Annotated in this window: 13 protein-coding genes; 10 read left to right on the top strand and 3 right to left on the bottom strand. The window is 67.8% G+C overall.

Annotated features, from left to right (window positions below):
* The 3 genes from AC1RR5_RS10105 to AC1RR5_RS10095 are packed head-to-tail and all read right to left on the bottom strand — an operon-like array spanning window position 1 to window position 4,609.
* Entirely contained in the window at window positions 1–1,314 is a 1,314-nt protein-coding gene (locus AC1RR5_RS10105; protein WP_492921253.1) for a glycoside hydrolase family 1 protein, read from the bottom strand.
* 38 nt (window positions 1,315–1,352) lie between these two features.
* Complete coding sequence (locus tag AC1RR5_RS10100) at window positions 1,353–2,288, bottom strand: alpha/beta hydrolase (RefSeq protein ID WP_492921252.1); 936 nt, start codon at window positions 2,286–2,288, stop codon at window positions 1,353–1,355.
* Entirely contained in the window at window positions 2,288–4,609 is a 2,322-nt protein-coding gene (locus AC1RR5_RS10095) for a TonB-dependent receptor (protein WP_492921251.1), read from the bottom strand. Before AC1RR5_RS10095 ends, AC1RR5_RS10100 begins: the two co-directional genes overlap by 1 nt.
* Window positions 4,610–4,882: 273 nt before the next feature.
* Between AC1RR5_RS10095 and AC1RR5_RS10090 the strand changes: the two genes are divergently transcribed.
* The 10 genes from AC1RR5_RS10090 (at window position 4,883) to AC1RR5_RS10045 (ending at window position 15,423) form a co-directional block, all read left to right on the top strand.
* The gene (locus tag AC1RR5_RS10090) at window positions 4,883–5,788 is read left to right on the top strand and encodes a LysR family transcriptional regulator (RefSeq protein WP_492921250.1); all 906 of its coding nucleotides are present in this window, start codon (window positions 4,883–4,885) and stop codon (window positions 5,786–5,788) included.
* A gap of 180 nt (window positions 5,789–5,968) precedes the next feature.
* Window positions 5,969–7,201 carry an amidohydrolase family protein gene (locus AC1RR5_RS10085; RefSeq protein WP_492921341.1) on the top strand — a complete coding sequence of 411 codons (1,233 nt, stop codon included), beginning with the start codon at window positions 5,969–5,971 and terminating at the stop codon, window positions 7,199–7,201.
* 4 nt (window positions 7,202–7,205) lie between these two features.
* Window positions 7,206–8,006, top strand: coding sequence for an alpha/beta hydrolase family protein (locus AC1RR5_RS10080; protein ID WP_492921249.1), 801 nt, complete (start codon window positions 7,206–7,208; stop codon window positions 8,004–8,006).
* A complete protein-coding gene (gene mhpA / locus AC1RR5_RS10075) occupies window positions 8,003–9,586 on the top strand; it encodes a bifunctional 3-(3-hydroxy-phenyl)propionate/3-hydroxycinnamic acid hydroxylase MhpA (RefSeq protein ID WP_492921248.1) in 1,584 nt (527 codons plus the stop codon). Before AC1RR5_RS10080 ends, mhpA begins: the two co-directional genes overlap by 4 nt.
* Window positions 9,574–10,026: a GlcG/HbpS family heme-binding protein gene (locus tag AC1RR5_RS10070; RefSeq protein ID WP_492921246.1), complete on the top strand. Its 453-nt coding sequence runs from the start codon at window positions 9,574–9,576 to the stop codon at window positions 10,024–10,026. The genes mhpA and AC1RR5_RS10070 overlap by 13 nt, the downstream gene beginning before the upstream one ends.
* A gap of 9 nt (window positions 10,027–10,035) precedes the next feature.
* A complete protein-coding gene (locus AC1RR5_RS10065) occupies window positions 10,036–10,905 on the top strand; it encodes a VOC family protein (protein ID WP_492921245.1) in 870 nt (289 codons plus the stop codon).
* Between the two features lie 14 nt (window positions 10,906–10,919).
* Complete coding sequence (locus tag AC1RR5_RS10060; RefSeq protein WP_492921244.1) at window positions 10,920–11,768, top strand: fumarylacetoacetate hydrolase family protein; 849 nt, start codon at window positions 10,920–10,922, stop codon at window positions 11,766–11,768.
* A gap of 229 nt (window positions 11,769–11,997) precedes the next feature.
* Window positions 11,998–12,726, top strand: coding sequence for a DUF7168 domain-containing protein (locus AC1RR5_RS10055; RefSeq protein ID WP_492921243.1), 729 nt, complete (start codon window positions 11,998–12,000; stop codon window positions 12,724–12,726).
* Between the two features lie 192 nt (window positions 12,727–12,918).
* On the top strand, window positions 12,919–13,506 hold the full coding sequence (locus AC1RR5_RS10050) for an alpha-ketoglutarate-dependent dioxygenase AlkB (RefSeq protein ID WP_492921242.1): 588 nt from the start codon (window positions 12,919–12,921) through the stop codon (window positions 13,504–13,506).
* Between the two features lie 135 nt (window positions 13,507–13,641).
* Entirely contained in the window at window positions 13,642–15,423 is a 1,782-nt protein-coding gene (locus AC1RR5_RS10045) for an SLC13 family permease (RefSeq protein WP_492921241.1), read from the top strand.
* Window positions 15,424–15,500: the final 77 nt, after the last annotated feature.

The following is a 15,500-nucleotide window of genomic DNA, read 5'->3' as shown; positions in this document are numbered from 1 at the left end:
TCAGATCCTGTTGGCGCGGGCGATGGCGCCCAGCAGCACGGCGCTGGGCTTGGGCGTGCGGACCTGGGTGGCGCGATCGACGGCGACCAGGCCGAACTTGGGCCCGTAGCCGAACACCCACTCGAAATTGTCCATCAGCGACCAGTGGATATAGCTCTTCACCGGCACGCCATCGGCCAGGCAGGCCTTCACCCCTTGCAGGGCGACCTTGATGTAGGCGACGCGGCGCGTGTCGTCCTCGGTGGCGATGCCGTTCTCGGTCACATAGATCGGCTTGCCGGTGGCGGCGTGGGCGTAGCGGATGGTCTGCTCCAGCGCCTGGGGCCAGAACTCCTCGCCGGTCTGGGTCAGCTCGACGCCCTCAGGCGGATGCATCTGCCCCTTGGCGTCGACCCGCGCGCGGCTGTAGGTCTGCACGCCCACGAAGTCGCCGGTGGCCTTCAGGGTGTCCAGCCAGGGCTGGTAGCACTGGGCGCGCTTCTCGTCGCGACGGCTGTCAGAGCCGACCGCCTGGTCGTCCATCATCGCCAGCGAGAGGCCGACGGGGAAGTCGCCGGGACCGGCCTTGATCGCCGCGTAGCCCAACCGGTGCGCCTCGATCAGGTTGGGCATCATGACGTCCTGGCGACCGAACTGGGCGCTGGAGAAGGTGGCGCTGCCGCAGGCCTTGGCCGCGTCGACCATGGCCTGCTTCATCTGGTCGAGAATGAACGGCGGCAGCATCCAGTGCAGCAGCAGGCCGATATTGGGCTCGTTGAAGGTCACCGCCGCGCCCGCCAGGTCGCCCACGCCCTTGACCGCGTAGTCGCAATAGCGCGCGAACAAGGCCGGCGATTCCGGGTTCTCCCAACCGCCCTGAGCCGCGAACCAGCGCGGGACGGTGAAGTGGTTAAAGGTGATGACCGGCGTCAGGCCGTGCTGGCGACAGGTCGCGGCGACCTGGCGATAGTGGCGCAGCTCGGCGGCGGAGAACTGACCCTTGGCCGGCTCGATCCGCGCCCACTCCAGCGAGAAGCGATAGGTGTTGAAGCCAAGCTTCGCCAGCAGAGCGATGTCGTCGGCATAGCGATGATAGTGGTCGCAGGCGTCGCCCGACGGCTCCATGAACGGGCCGGGCTTCAGTTGCTCCAAGAGCCAGGTGTCGCCGTTGACGTTGTTGCCCTCGACCTGGTGACCGGCGGTGGCCGCGCCCCACAGGAAACCCTTGGGCATGTTGCCGGCCAGGGAGACCTTGCCCGCGGCCACGGCGGGCGTCGCGGCGGCGACCGCCGCCAGGGAAAGCAGCGCGCGGCGCGAAACGTCACGATCGGTCATTCGAGATACTCCGGAAACTGGACATCGTGGCGCGTGGCCTAGGACTTGGTCAGGAAACCCATCGCCTTCATCCAGGCGAAGAACTGGTCGATCCACAGGTCACTGGTCGTGCCCTGCTTGCGCATGCCGAAACCGTGGTCGCCCTTCTGGTAGACGTGCAGTTCGGTCGAGCCTCCGGCCTGGCGCCAGGCCTGGACCAGACCGAAGTCAGTCCTGCCAAACAGCGGATCGTCCGCGGCGATGGCGGCGAACAGCGGCTGCGGATGGGCCGGCGGCGTCACTGTGTTTAGCGGACCGTAGATCGGGGCGACGAAGTCGGGTCGCGCGTCGGACGCGTCCTTGAGCGTCGTCTGCAGGACGGTCATGGCGCCGGCCGAGAAGCCGACCATACCGACCCGCTTGGGATCCACGCCCCACTCACCGGATCGCCGGCGCACCAGGCGCAGGGCCTCTTGCGCGTCGGCGATCGCCAGCGGCTGGAAGATCGGCGGGACCTTGTCGGCGCCGGACTTGGCGGCGGCGCCGAAGCGTGCGGCCAGGGCGCCGAGCGCGGCCTCGTCGTCATCCGGCGTCGGATCCAGGCGGTACTTCAGCACGAAGGCCGCCACGCCATGCGCGGCCAGCCACTCGGCGACCTGCACGCCCTCTCCGTCGATCGACAGCATCATGTAGGCGCCGCCGGGGGCGACGATGACCGCCGCGCCGGTGGCCTTGTCCTTGGCCGGCAGGAACGGCGTCAGGGTCGGACGGGTGACGTTGCGGATCGCTCGCCCGCCCATCAGCACGTTCCAGTGCTCGACCTGGGTCGCTCCTTCCGAACCGGGCGCCACGCCGGCATAGAGCGGGATGGCGTTCGGCTCGGCCGGCGTCGGGATCGTCTTGATCTCGGGCTTGGGGAAGTTCTGCGCCTGAACCGATCCGGTCCAGGCGCAGGCGATCGCGGCGACCGTCGCCAAGGCGTAGGCGACGCGCATCAGAAGTGGCCTTCCAGGCTGACGCCGATCGTGCGGCGCGCCTCACGGGTGCGCCAGTTGATGTAGCCGTCATAGCCGCTCTGGAACGGCAGGGTGATGACGGCGGCGTTGAAGTCCTGGTCCAGCAGGTTGCGGGCGAACACCCCCACCCGCCATTGCCGGTCCTCCGGACCGATCCCGGCCGACACGTTCAGCACGCCGTAGCCCTTTTGCTCGGTGTTGGGATTGCCGACGGCGTTCTGGGTCTTGCTCCGGTAGGAGTAGTTGGCCGAGGCGTCGAAGGTCAGGGCGCTGGAAATCGCATGCTCGAACGAGCCGCCGACCACCGTCGTGATCTTGGGCGCGCCGGCCAGGGTCTGACCCTTGGCCTGGTAGAGCGGGTTGGCCGTGGTCGAGCCCGGCGCGTTGCAGGTCGACGCGACCGCCGCGGCGCCGGCCGCCAGGACGTTGTTCGGACAGGCCGTCAGGTAGTCGGTGTATTTGGCGTCCGAATAGGTGGTCGAGGCGTTCAGCTTCAGCGAGGCGCTGACCCGCAGATTGGCCTCGATCTCGAAGCCCGTCGCCTTCAGGCCGCCGGCGTTCTCGGTGACGAACTCGTTGTTGCGCAGCACCGCCGTCTGCAGGTCGGTGTACTTGTCGTGGAAGATGTTGCCGTTCAGCGTCAGGCGACGGTCCAGCAGCGTGGTCTTGGCGCCGATGGTGATGTCGTCCACCGTCTGCGGGGCGACATTGGTCCGCGTGCCGCTGAGCGCCGAGAAGGTCACTGTCGGGCCCAGATAGCCACGGGCCACGGTGCCGAAGATCAGCACGTCATCGGACGGCTTGAACTCCAGGCCGAGGCGGCCAGACGGGCTGCTCTTGGAGGTCGAGCCGGTCTGCAGGGCGCGCGGGGCATAAGGCACGGTGCTGCCGCCCGCGGTCAGGAAAGGCGGCAGGGACGGATCCGCCTCGGACCAGTTGGACGCCTCGACCTTGTCCTTGGTCATACGCGCCCCGCCCAGCAGGCTCAGGGTGTCGCTAAGCTTGAAGCGGCCGTCGATGAACACCGCGGCGCTATCGGTCGTGGTCTCGCCGTGGTTCAGGCCGGCGGTGATCGAAACGACGGGGACGAGGCTGAAGGGCGTCGCCGGCCGCAGTTGCGCGCTCTCGCCGGTGTTCTCGGTCTTCAGTCGCGAGACGAAAACGCCGGCCACGTAGGTGAGAGCCTTGTCGCCCGGCGAGGTCAGGCGCAGTTCCTGCGACAGCTGGGACTTCTTCAGGCCGCGGGCCTGGGCCGTAAACTTGGCCTGCGGCGAGCCGTCGATCGAATAGTTGTACGGGTCGTCCTTGTAGCCGCGATAGGCGCTGAGCGAGGTCAGGGTGTATTCGCCCAGATCCCAGTTCAGCTCCAGGGAAGCGCCGTAGTTCTTGGAGCCCAGCGTGCCGCCGCCGTCCTCGATCGACTTGTCGTTCGAGGCGCCGGGCGTGACGCCGAGGGCCGCCAGATTGGTGAAGGGCGGCAGGAAATTGTTGTCGGTCGTGGGCGCCTTGTTGAGCGTCCACAGCTGACCGGGTCCCTTCTGGCGTTGCTTGGAATAGTCGCCGATCAGGTAGGCGCTGAAGGTGTCGCTGGGCTTCCAGTAGAGCTTGGCGCGCGCGCCGTTGTTGTGGATGCCGCCCCAGTCCTCGTTGCGGACCACGTTGCGCACGAAGCCGTCATAGGCCTTGTCGAACAGGAAGACCCCGATCGCCAGCTGGTCGCTGAGCGGAACAGTGAAGCCGCCGTGGATGTCGCGCTCGTTCAGCGAGCCATAGGAGGCGAAGATGTCGGCCGTCGGCGCGCCCAGGCTGGGCTTGCGGGTGGTGATCGAGATCACGCCGCTGGAGGCGTTCTTGCCAAACTGGGTGCCTTGCGGGCCTTTCAGGACTTCGACGCGCTCCAGGTCGCCCAGGCTGTCGACCGGCGAACCGAACGGCACGACCACGCCATCGACGACCAGGCCGACGGGGGATTCCGAGCTCGAGGTGAAGCCGCCCGCCGAGCCGACCCCGCGCAGGCGGAAACCGCTGTCGTTCGGCGTGGTGCCGAACTGGACGCCGCTGACGGAGTACTGCAGGTCGGTGACGCTCTTGCCGCCGGTCTTGACCAGTTGGTCGCCGCTGACGGCCGAGACGGCCAGGGGAACGTCTTGCAGGCGTTCGGCGCGACGGGTGGCGGTGACGACGACTTCGTCGAGGGCGACCGCCTCAGCCGGCGCCGTGGTCTGGGCGTGGGCCGTCGCGGCCGAAGACGCCAGGGCGATGCAAGTCGCGGCCAGCAGGCGAGCCTTGAAGGAAGTCATCTGGTTGTTCCCCGTCCTGTTATGAGCCGGTGCATGACCGACTTGGCCGACGGCCGACGCGAGGTCGGTCGAGGGCCTTGTTTCACTCCCGACGACGGTTCGAGCCTGGGCTCGCCGCCTGTTCGTTGATGGTCACGCTAAGGAACGGGGTCCGGCGAGACCAATTCAATCGTTGAACACCATCCATCATCGCCAATGATGCGCGCTCGTCGCTGTCATTGATGGAGATCAAGCGAGATTGTCCGCCGCCCCGAAGCGCGCCTAGGATTGGTGATGCGTTTCCACAATCTAGATCTCAACCTGCTGGTCGTACTCGATTCGCTGCTCAGCGAACGCAGCGTCAGCCAGACCGCCCAGGAGCTGCGGCTGACCCAGCCGGCGATCAGCAACGCCCTGTCGCGTCTGCGCCTGCATTTCGAAGACGACCTGATGGTGCAGGTCGGCCGCAAGATGGTCCCCACCCCGTTCGCCGAGAGCCTGGCCGAGCCCGTGCGCCAGGCGCTGGACGACCTGCGCCGCATCGTCGTGACACGTTCGGAGTTCGACCCGTCGGTAGCCGAGCGCACCTTCACCTTCGTCTGCTCGGACTACGTATTCAGCGTGCTGCTGACCGGCGCGATCCAGAAGCTGGCGACCATCGCCCCGCGCATTGGCATCCAGGTGCTGCTGTCCACCGACCTGACCCGCGGCCTGCTCAGCGAGGGCAAGGTCGACTTCATGGTCGTGCCAGAGCGGCGCGGCGATCCCCAGCACCCCAGCACGCCGGTGTTCACCGACCGCTTCGCCTGCATCGCCTGGTCTCAGAATCCGCTGATCGGCAACGTCCTGACGCTGGAGAAGTACCTGGAACTGGAGCATGTCAGCGTCGTGCTGGGCCCGCACAACCCGCCGCATATCGAGCAGGAGTCGCTGGACGCCCAAGGCGTGGTCCGCAAGATCGCCGTCCACGCGCCTACCTTCAATGCGGTGGCCGAAGCGGTCGTCGGCGGCAACCTGATCGCCACCGTCCACGCCCGCGCGGCCGAGCTCTATGCCGCCCGCCTGCCGATCAAGGTCTATCCGCCGCCCGTCGAGATCGCGACGTTCGTGGAGTGCCTGCAGTGGCACAAGAACAAGCAATCCGACGCGGGCACGATCTGGATGCGCGACTTCCTGGTGAACCACGCACGCGACCTTTAAGCACCTGAGTTATCAACGATAATTTCCGCATCACCGGCCGTGATGCGAGCCATTCCGCGATTGAATTTCCGCCGACATGCGGCCTGTCCCTAGATGGCGTCAGGTGGCGTAGGCGCTTCGTCCGAGACGATCGAACGCCGCCCAACGAGAAATCAAAGGGTGGAACTCGACGTGTCGCGCATGCTCATCACCAACGTCCGGATTTTCGACGGATCGGGGCAAGCGCCCTTCCCCGGCGAAGTGCTCATCGAGGACGACCGCATCACCCGGGTCACCGAGGCCGGCAAGCCCTGGATCGATCCGGCCGGTGCTCAGGTTCTGGACGGCGGCGGCGCCACCCTGATGCCGGGCATGGTCGAGGCCCACGCCCACCTGTCCTGGCCCTCGTCGATCGAGCGCTTCATTCCCGACTTCGTGCTGCCGCCCGAGGAGCAACTGCTGGCCACCGTGCGCAACGCCCGGGTGGTGCTGGAAAGCGGCTTCACCAGCGCCTATTCGGCGGGCGCCCTGGGCGAACGCATCGAGGTCGTGGTCCGCAACGAGATCGAAGGCGGCTGGACGCCCGGTCCGCGCCTGCGCGCCGCCACCATCGAGCGCAGCCCCGAGGGCGATCCGATCGCCACTGGCGACGTCCATCACGGTCGCGGCCCCGAGGCGATGAAGAAATTCGTCAAGTTCTGCAAGGAGATCGGCGTCGACCAGGTCAAGCTGCAGATCAGCGGCGAGGACGCCCTGCTGCCCGGCAGCAGCCAACACATTCTGTACACGGAAGAAGAAGCGCAGGCGGCCGGCGAGCAGGCCCGCGAGAGCGACATCTGGCTGTCGGCCCACACCCAGGCCAGCGAGGCCATCAAGATGGCGCTGCGGGCGGGCGTGCGGGTGCTCTATCACTGCACCTATGCCGACGCCGAGGCGCTCGACATGCTCGAAGCCAAGAAGGACGAGATCTTCGTCGCCCCGGCCATCGGCGTCATCGTCGCCACTCTGGAAGCCACGCCCCCGCCGCACATCGACATGAGCGCGATGAAGGAAGCGGCCAAGCCGGTTATCGAGCTGTCCAAGAAACTCATCCCAGAGCTGAAGCGGCGCGGCATCCGCGTCCTGCCGGGCGGCGACTACGGCTTCCCGTTCAATCCGAATGGCGCCAACGCCCGCGACCTGCAGCACTTCGTCGACCTGTTCGGCTACACGCCGACCGAAGCCCTGGTGGCCGCCACCAAGCTGGGCGGCGAGTTGATGGGACGCGGCGACGAGCTGGGCCTGATCAAGCCAGGCTACCTGGCCGACCTGCTGCTGGTGAAGGGCGACCCGACGCAGGACGTATCGATCCTGCAGAACCGCGCCAACCTCCTGGTGATCATGAAGGGCGGCAAGGCCCACAAGTCGCTGCTGCCCGTGAGCCAGGCGGCCTGACGCCATGACCTCGATCCAAAGCGGCCTGACCTTCGCCGTCCATGACGGCGTCGCGCTGAAGGGCGATCTCTACGTGCCGGCCGGCGAGGGTCCTCACCCGATCGTCGTCGCCGTGCCCGGCGGCGCCTGGCTGCGCGGCGACAAGAAGCAGTTGGGCCACTGGGGCCGCCACCTGTCGGCCGCCGGCTTTGCGGTGTTCGCCATCGACTATCGCCGCGCCACGGCCGGCAAGGTGTTTCCCCAGAACGTCCAGGACGTGATGGCGGCGGCGCGCTTCCTGGTCGACCAGGCGAGCGCGCTGTCGTTGGATCCGGCGCGACTGGGCCTGCTGGGCGCCTCGGCCGGCGCGCACCTGGCGGCGCTGACGGCCTTGACCCACGACCAGCCCGTCACCTTCAAGACGCTGGTCGGCGTCTATGGCGTCTATGACCTTGTCGCCCACTGGCAGGCCGATCTCGACAAGAACCCCGAGCCTGGCCAGGACCACACCGTGCGGATGCTGGGCGCGACGCCCTACGACGACCAGCAGCTCTATTTCGACGCCTCGCCGATCCGCCAGGTCAGCTACGCCCGCAACGCGCTGAAGACCCTGCTGGTCTGGGGCGCCGACGACGCCGATGTCCTGCCCGCCCAGTCGGAAAGCTTCGCCCGCGCCTTGCGCCAGGCACGGTTCTTCGTCCGCACCCAGGCCGTGCCGGGCGCCGGGCATTTCTGGTTCAGCGATGAGCCGATCGACGCCCCCCACAGCCACACCGGCAAGGTCGCCCCGACCCTGGTCGCCTTCCTGAAGCAGCACCTGGCATGAGCGCGCTGATCTACGACGTCGCCGTCGTCGGCTGCGGACCGGTCGGGGCCATGGCCGCCAACCTGCTGGGCCAGGCGGGTCTTTCCGTGCTGGTCCTCGAGCAGGAGCGCGCGCCGCATCCCCTGCCCCGGGCCGTCCACATTGATCATGAGATGATGCGGATCTTCCAGGGGGCGGGCCTGGCCGAGCGCCTGCTGCCGCTGATGCGCGAGACGCAGGGCCACCTGCACATCGGCGCCGATGGCGGCGTAATCCGCTACATGGGCACGGCCGGTCACGCCAAGCGCTTCGGCTGGGCCAACGACTACTTCTTCTACCAGCCCGAGCTGGAAGCCGAGCTGCGCGACGCCCTGGCCCGCTTCCCAAAGGTCGAGCTGCGCCTGGGCGCTGCGCTGGAGAGCCTGATCCAAGACGCCGAGATCGCCACCCTGACGCTCGGCGACGGGACCACCGCTCGCGCCCGCTACGTCATCGCCTGCGACGGGGCCCGCAGCGCCGTGCGCAAGAGCCTGGGCGTCAAGCTGGACGACCTCGACTTCGAGGAGCCGTGGCTGGTCATCGACGCCGAGGTCGACGGGCCGATCGCCTTCCCAGCCTTCACGGGCGTGCCGCAAGACGCGGACCTGCAGCAGCTGTCGGTGATGCTGTGCGACCCGCGCCGCCCGGCCACCATCGTGCCCGGACGCGGCGACCACCGCCGCTGGGAGTTCATGCTGCTGCCCGGCGAGGATGACCAGGCGATGATGGAGCCAGCCTCTGTCGAGGCCCTGATCGCACCGTGGGTCGCGGGCTCGACCTATCGTCTGGTTCGCGCCGCCACCTACCGCTTCCACGGCCTGGTCGCCGAGCGCTGGCAGGTCGGCCGGGTGTTCCTGGCCGGCGACGCCGCCCACCAGACCCCGCCCTTCTTCGGCCAGGGCATGTGCCACGGCCTGCGTGACGTCTCCAACTTGGCCTGGAAGCTGGCCCTGGTTCTGGACGGCCGGGCGGGTGCAAGCCTGCTCGACACCTATCAGCCCGAGCGCGACCCGCATGTGCGCGGCGTGATCGGCGCGGCGGTCGGGGCCGGACGCTACATCTGCCAGCTAGATCCGGCCCTGGCCGCCCAGCGCGACGCCCAGCTGCGCGAGGTCATGGCCGCCGCCAAGCCTGGCGCGACGGCCGCCGACCTGATCCCGCGCTACCAGGCGGGGGTCGTCCGTCCCGAGGCCGGCGAGCGCTTCATCCATCCCCGCGTCCAGGGCAAGGACGGCGCACCGCGCCTGCTCGACGACCTGACCGGCGGCGGCTTCGTGCTGCTGTCGCTCGAGGCCGCGCCACTGGAGGGCCTCAGCTCCGCCCAGACGGCTGCCTGGAAGGCGCTTGGCGCGCGCGCCTTCTCGTTGGCTGGCGACCTCGTCGACACCGATGGCGCGATCACCGGCTGGCTCGCCGCCAAGCCCGCCCGCGCCGTGCTGCTGCGGCCCGACGCCTATGTCTACGGCGTGGTCGACGCGACCACCGACCTCCCCACCCTGCTCGACCATCTGGCCGCCGATCTGCGCCTGCGCGCCACCGAGGAAATCCTATGCACCGCCTGACCCTCCAAGCGGCCTCGGCCATCGTCGACGCCGCCCTCGCCGAGGCCCGTCGCCAGGGCTTTTCGCCGCTGTGCGTGGCGGTGCTGGACGCCGGCGCGCACCTGATCGCCCTCAAGCGCGAGGACGAGGCCAGCCTGATGCGCGCTCAGATCGCCATCGCCAAGGCCACCGGCGGCCTAGGCATGGGCTATGGCAGCCGCGAACTGGCAAAGCGCGCCAACGCCTCCCCCGTCTTCTACTCGGCCCTGTTCGCGATCAGCGGCGGGGCCATGGCCCCTTCACCGGGCGGGGTGCTGATCCGCAACGCCGAAGGCGAGCTGATCGGTGCGGTCGGCGTCAGCGGCGACACCGGTGACGCCGACGAGGCCTGCGCAATTGCCGGCGTTATCGCCGCCGGCCTGACCCCCGATCCGGGCGGCGCGCCCGCCCCGAAAGCCTAGAGCCCCACCATGCGCCTTCGCAGCATCGAACTGAACGTCCCCGACACCGTCGCGGCCAAAGACTTCCTGACCGGGGTCTGGGGCGCGGCCGACGCCGGGATTGTCGAGTCCACCGCCTACGTCCGGGGCTCGGGCGCGTTTCCCTATCTCGTATCCTTGACCCAGGCCGACGCCCCGTCGATCCGCTCGACCACGTTCGTCGGGACAGCTGAAGAGGTCACCGCCATCGCCGCCCGCGCCAAAGCCGCCGGCGCGCCGTGCCGCGACACCGTCTCCGACGACCTCGGCGGCGGCCAGGGCATTCTCGTCCAGCTGCCCGAGGGCGAGGTCCTGCGCTTCTTGCACGGCGACAGACTCGTGGCCCCCATCGAAGGCCGCGACCTGCCGGTCAAGCTGACCCATGTGGTGATGAACTCAGCCGACGCCGAGGCCACCGCCGACTTCGCCGAGACGGTGCTGGGTTTCAAGGTCTCGGACCGGACCAAAGGCATGGTGTTCGTGCGCTGCAACACCTCGCACCACTCGACCGCCTTCGCCCGGGCCGGCTTCACCTCGCTGAACCACATCGCCTTCGAGATGGCCGACGTGGACGCGGTGATGCGCGGCATCGGCCGCATGCGCGACGTCGGCGCCGCCCCCGCCTGGGGCCCCGGCCGCCACGGTCCCGGCGACAATGTCTTCGCCTATTTCATCTCGCCGTTCGGCGCGGTCGTGGAGTTCTCCACCGCCGTGGAGATCGTGCCCGAGGACTATCGCGTCGGCGTCCCCGAGGACTGGACCTGGCCAGAGGGCCGCATCGACCAGTGGGGCATGTCCGACAAGGACCTGGTCAATCTCGGCGTCGCCGAACGCACCTTCAAATACCTGCCGCTGGCTTGAGTGAGACTTCCTCGATGAAACTGATCAGCTTCCGCCACCAGGGCGTCGCCAGCTACGGCGCGGTGCAAGGCGACCGCGTCGCCGACTTCGGCGCCCTGGCCGGGCCTGACGCCTACGACCTTGTCGCCGCTCTGGCCACTGGCGCGATCGCCGATCTCGCGGCCGAGGCGACGTTCGACATTCCGATCGCCGAGGTCGAGCTGCTGCCCGTTGTCACCACGCCGAGCAAGATCTTCTGCGTCGGCCACAACTACGAAACCCACCGCCAGGAGACCGGCCGGGCCAAGGTCGGCCATCCATCGATCTTCACCCGCTTCGCCGACACCCTCACCCCGCACGGCGGCCAGATCGTTCGCCCCAAGGTCTCGACCAGCCTCGACTACGAAGGTGAGCTGGCCATCGTCATTGGCAAGGGCGGCCGCCACATCGCCGAAGCCGACGCCATGGACCACGTCGCCGGCTTCGCCTGCGCCAACGACGCCTCGGTCCGCGACTGGCAGTGGCACACCCAGCAGTTCACGCCCGGGAAGAACTTCCCCGCGACGGGAGGCCTTGGCCCCTGGCTGGTGACGCCCGACGAGATCGCCAACCTGGACGCCGTCACCGTCACCACCCGTCTGAACGGCGAGGTCATGCAGCACGCCAGCCTGGCCGACCTCATCTTCCCCCTGCCGACGATCATTGCCTATCTCTCGGCCTTCACGCCGCTGTCGCCCGGCGACCTGATCCTGACCGGCACCCCTGGCGGCGTCGGCGCCAAGCGTGAACCGCCGGTCTGGATGAAGCCGGGCGACGTTGTCGAGGTCGAGATCACGGATGTCGGCCTGCTTTCGAACATCGTCGTCGAGGAGGTTCAGGTCTAATACCGGTGATGCGCGCTCGGGTGGCGATCATCAGCGCCCGGTCTGACCGGGCGCGACAAAGCCGGCAGCGGTAGTTGGTACAGCCGGCGACAGCTGTCGCCGTATCTGGCGTTGTTAGCGAGCTGGTGTGCGTGCGCTGCTGGGATGCTCGGCAGGCTTCGGTTAGAAGGCTGCCCAGGCAAACTTGGCGGGCCGGCGCCGCCTAAAGTCGACTTTTCGGGACGCATCCGTGAACGTAAATCCCGATCTCGCCGCCCTTGAAAAGCTCAAGACACGCATCCAGGGACTTCGCGCCAAGACGACGGACAACGGCTGCACCGAAGCCGAAGCCTTGTCGGCTGCCGCCAAGGTCGCGGCATTGCTCGATCGTTACGACCTATCGCTGACTGACGTCGAAATCCGTGAAGCGCCATGCGAGCGGCGCGAATACGACACCCGCCATAACAAGCGCATACCGCTGGAGGACTGTATCGGCGCCGTCGCGACCTTCTGCGACTGTCGGGTTTGGCGCGAGAAAACCCCTACGGGCGATCCGCGATACGTCTTCTTCGGTCTCCGCGCCGATATCGAAGCCGCGCACTACCTGACAGAGCTGATCGACAGCGCCGTGCGGTCCGAGCTTGGCCGCTACAAGACCAGCGCCAGCTACCAACGGTTTCGGCACCAGGACCGACACATGGCGAACGCATCCTTCACCCTGGGCATGGTCACGTCCATCGCGGAAAAACTGACCGCAATGAAGGTCGGGCGAGACCAGGCGAACAACGACGCCGGGCGTCATCTTGTTGTTCTCAAGTCAGCGGTCGTTGACGCCGAACTCAGGAGACTCGATCTGAAGCTGGAGACCGTGCGCCGCGCTACCCGGATGGTGTCGACAGACGCATACGACGCCGGCGGCGCCGCGGGCGCGTCCTTGGCTATCAATCCCAGGGGACGAGAACCCCCATGGCGACCGTGAGCGTCGATTGACTCTCAAACCTTATTGAGAACAATAAGGGAACATCAAGGACCCTGACATGCCCTCCTCCCCCCGGCCCGGACGCGCCGCGTCTGCGGAGACGCCGCCGCGCGTCTATCGCCGCGCTGTCGAGCAGGCCGGCATGCCCTGGTCACGGTGTTGCGCGGTAAGGCAAGTCGAGGCGCCGAAGACATGAGTTTGCAGCTCAGCCTTTTCGAGGCGTCGCGCTCGCCTAAGCCGTCGCTACCGGAAGGCTTCGCCTACCAGCCCGACTTGATCGATAGGAACGAAGAGCGTGATCTTGTGGCGCGCTTCCAGGATCTGGATTTTCAGCCCTACGAGCACCTGGGCTATCTGGGTAACCGTCGCGTGGCCAGCTTCGGCTGGCGCCGCGATGATCGCGGCCACATGGTCGAGACGGGCGAGCCGATCCCCGACCTCCTGCGTCCGTTGCTCGACAAGGTCGCCGGCTTCACGGGGTTGGCCGTGGACAGTTTTCGTCACGCCCTAGTCACCGAATATGCTCCCGGCGCGGGGATCGGCTGGCATCGCGACCGTCCGCCGGCCGTGGCCGTCGCCGGCGTCTCACTGCTCTCGCCCTGCGCTTTCCGGCTCCGTCGCAGGGCCGGCGACCGCTGGGACCGAGCGACCATCCAAGCCCAACCCCGGTCGGCCTATCTGATGGCCGGCCCGTCTCGTAGCGACTGGCAGCACAGCATCCCGCCGCTGGAAGCCCTCAGATACTCGGTGACTTTCCGAACCGTGAGGCAGGATCGGTGAGCCTCCGCCTCTTCAGCGAGCTCTGGGCGTCTTGGGCCGACGTTCCTCTCGGCACTGCAGCAACATGCAACAGCGTGAACCTGCACCGTCGCGGCGAGTTACCCCAACAAGCACGGCTTCGGGGAATTTCATCAAGTGACACTTCACCAGGGCCTAGCCTTCGGTCTCATTGCCGCGACCATCGTCGCCTTCGTCTGGGGACGATGGCGCTATGATCTGATCGCCTTGGGGGCTCTGGCCTTAGGCATGGCCATGGGGTTGATCCCGGTGAAGGCGGCCTTCGAGGGCTTCGCCAACGACATCGTCGTCATCATCGCCAGCGCCCTGGTGCTGAGCGCCGCCGTCGCGCGCTCTGGCATCGTCGACCTCCTCATGGCCCCGCTGCTGCCCAAGTTGAAGGACGAGCGTACCCAGGTCCCCGTTCTGGCCGGGACGACCGCCGTCCTGTCGATGGCCACCAAGAACGTCGGGGCCCTGGCCCTGATGATGCCCAGCGCCTTGCAGATCGCCCACCGCACCGGCGTGCCGCCCGGCCGCTTGTTGATGCCCATGGCCTTCGGCTCGTTGGTCGGCGGTTTGGCCGTACTGGTCGGCACCTCGCCCAACATCATCGTCTCGGAGGTTCGCCAGGAGGCGTTGGGCCAACCTTTCAAGATGTTCGACTTCTTCCCGGTCGGCGGCATTCTGACCGTGATCGCCATCGCCTATCTGACCTTCGCCTATCGGCTACTGCCGCGCGAGCGCCAAGCCGCGATCGATGTCGACGCGGCCCTGGCGGCCAAGGCCTATGTCACCGAGGTCGAGGTCCCCGAAAGCTGGAGCTTCCAGACCGGCAGTGTCGGCGCTCTGAAGAAAGCCGCCGAGGGCGCGGTTTCGGTGGTTGCGATCCTGCGGGGCCGCAAGCGGATCGAGGCCCCGCACGCCAATCTCAAGATCCACGTCGGCGACGTGTTGCTGCTGGAGGGCGAGCAGCAGGAGCTCAATCAGCTGATCGTCGCGGCCAAGCTGCGCCTGCGTGACGCCGACCGGCCGGTGGCCATGAACGAACCGACCGAGGAAATTCGTGTGGTCGAGGCGGTGATCGGCGGTGAGAGCGACTTGATCGGTCAGTCGGCCCGCAGCGTCACCCTCAGCCATAGCCATGGCGTCAATCTGCTGGGCGTCAGCCGCAGCGGTCACCGCATGGCCGGGCGGTTGGCGACTATCCGGCTCCGAGGCGGCGACATTCTGGTGCTGCAGGGCGCCGAGCAGTCGCTGCCCGCCGCGCTCAAGGCCCTGGGCCTGCTGCCCCTTGCCGAGCGCGAGGTAAGGCTAGGCGGCGTGCGCCACGCCTTGTTACCGGTGGTGATCCTGGCGGTGGCTATGGGACTTGTGGCCACCGGCGTCATCCCAGTCGCGGCCGGCTTCTTCGGCGCGGCGGTGCTGGTGGTTGCGACCGGAGCGCTGCGGATGCGTGAGGCCTATGCAGCCTTGGAGGCGCCGGTGCTGGTGCTGGTCGCGGCGCTGATACCAGTCAGCGACACGGTGCAGAAGACCGGCGGCGCCGACCTGATCTCGGCCTGGCTGTCGGGCGCCTTCCACGGCCTGCCGCCCATCGCCACCCTGACGGCGATGATGGCCGTGGCCATGGCCGCCACGCCGTTCCTCAACAACGCCGCCACCGTGCTGATCGCCGCCCCGATCGGCATGGGCGTGGCCCAGCGTCTGGGTCTGTCGCCGGATCCGTTCCTGATGGCCGTGGCGGTCGGAGCAGGCTGCGACTTCCTCACGCCCGTCGGCCACCAGTGCAACACGCTGGTGTTGGGACCGGGCGGGTACCGGTTTGGCGACTATGCCAGGCTAGGTGCGCCACTCAGCGCGCTGATCCTGCTGATCGCGCCGTGGCTGATCGCTTGGGTCTGGCCGTTCCACGCCTAAGGATGTGCGGCGCCGTGAGCGGACATTCGCACGCCGCGAAAACTAGACCCGCAACTTACCGCGAGCGGCGTCGATAG

This window comes from Caulobacter sp. GW821-FHT11E11, assembly GCF_058808315.1.
Note: the sequence above shows the minus strand (reverse complement) of the source record. Positions and strands in the feature narration are given on the sequence as shown.

What these genes read in the sequence shown, in the direction of transcription:
- AC1RR5_RS10105 (WP_492921253.1), bottom strand. Translation starts at nt 1,314, where the DNA reads ATGACCGATCGTGACGTTTCGCGCCGCGCGCTGCTTTCCCTGGCGGCG.
- AC1RR5_RS10100 (WP_492921252.1), bottom strand. Translation starts at nt 2,288, where the DNA reads ATGCGCGTCGCCTACGCCTTGGCGACGGTCGCCGCGATCGCCTGCGCC.
- AC1RR5_RS10095 (WP_492921251.1), bottom strand. Translation starts at nt 4,609, where the DNA reads ATGACTTCCTTCAAGGCTCGCCTGCTGGCCGCGACTTGCATCGCCCTG.
- AC1RR5_RS10090 (WP_492921250.1), top strand. Translation starts at nt 4,883, where the DNA reads ATGCGTTTCCACAATCTAGATCTCAACCTGCTGGTCGTACTCGATTCG.
- AC1RR5_RS10085 (WP_492921341.1), top strand. Translation starts at nt 5,969, where the DNA reads ATGCTCATCACCAACGTCCGGATTTTCGACGGATCGGGGCAAGCGCCC.
- AC1RR5_RS10080 (WP_492921249.1), top strand. Translation starts at nt 7,206, where the DNA reads ATGACCTCGATCCAAAGCGGCCTGACCTTCGCCGTCCATGACGGCGTC.
- mhpA (WP_492921248.1), top strand. Translation starts at nt 8,003, where the DNA reads ATGAGCGCGCTGATCTACGACGTCGCCGTCGTCGGCTGCGGACCGGTC.
- AC1RR5_RS10070 (WP_492921246.1), top strand. Translation starts at nt 9,574, where the DNA reads ATGCACCGCCTGACCCTCCAAGCGGCCTCGGCCATCGTCGACGCCGCC.
- AC1RR5_RS10065 (WP_492921245.1), top strand. Translation starts at nt 10,036, where the DNA reads ATGCGCCTTCGCAGCATCGAACTGAACGTCCCCGACACCGTCGCGGCC.
- AC1RR5_RS10060 (WP_492921244.1), top strand. Translation starts at nt 10,920, where the DNA reads ATGAAACTGATCAGCTTCCGCCACCAGGGCGTCGCCAGCTACGGCGCG.
- AC1RR5_RS10050 (WP_492921242.1), top strand. Translation starts at nt 12,919, where the DNA reads ATGAGTTTGCAGCTCAGCCTTTTCGAGGCGTCGCGCTCGCCTAAGCCG.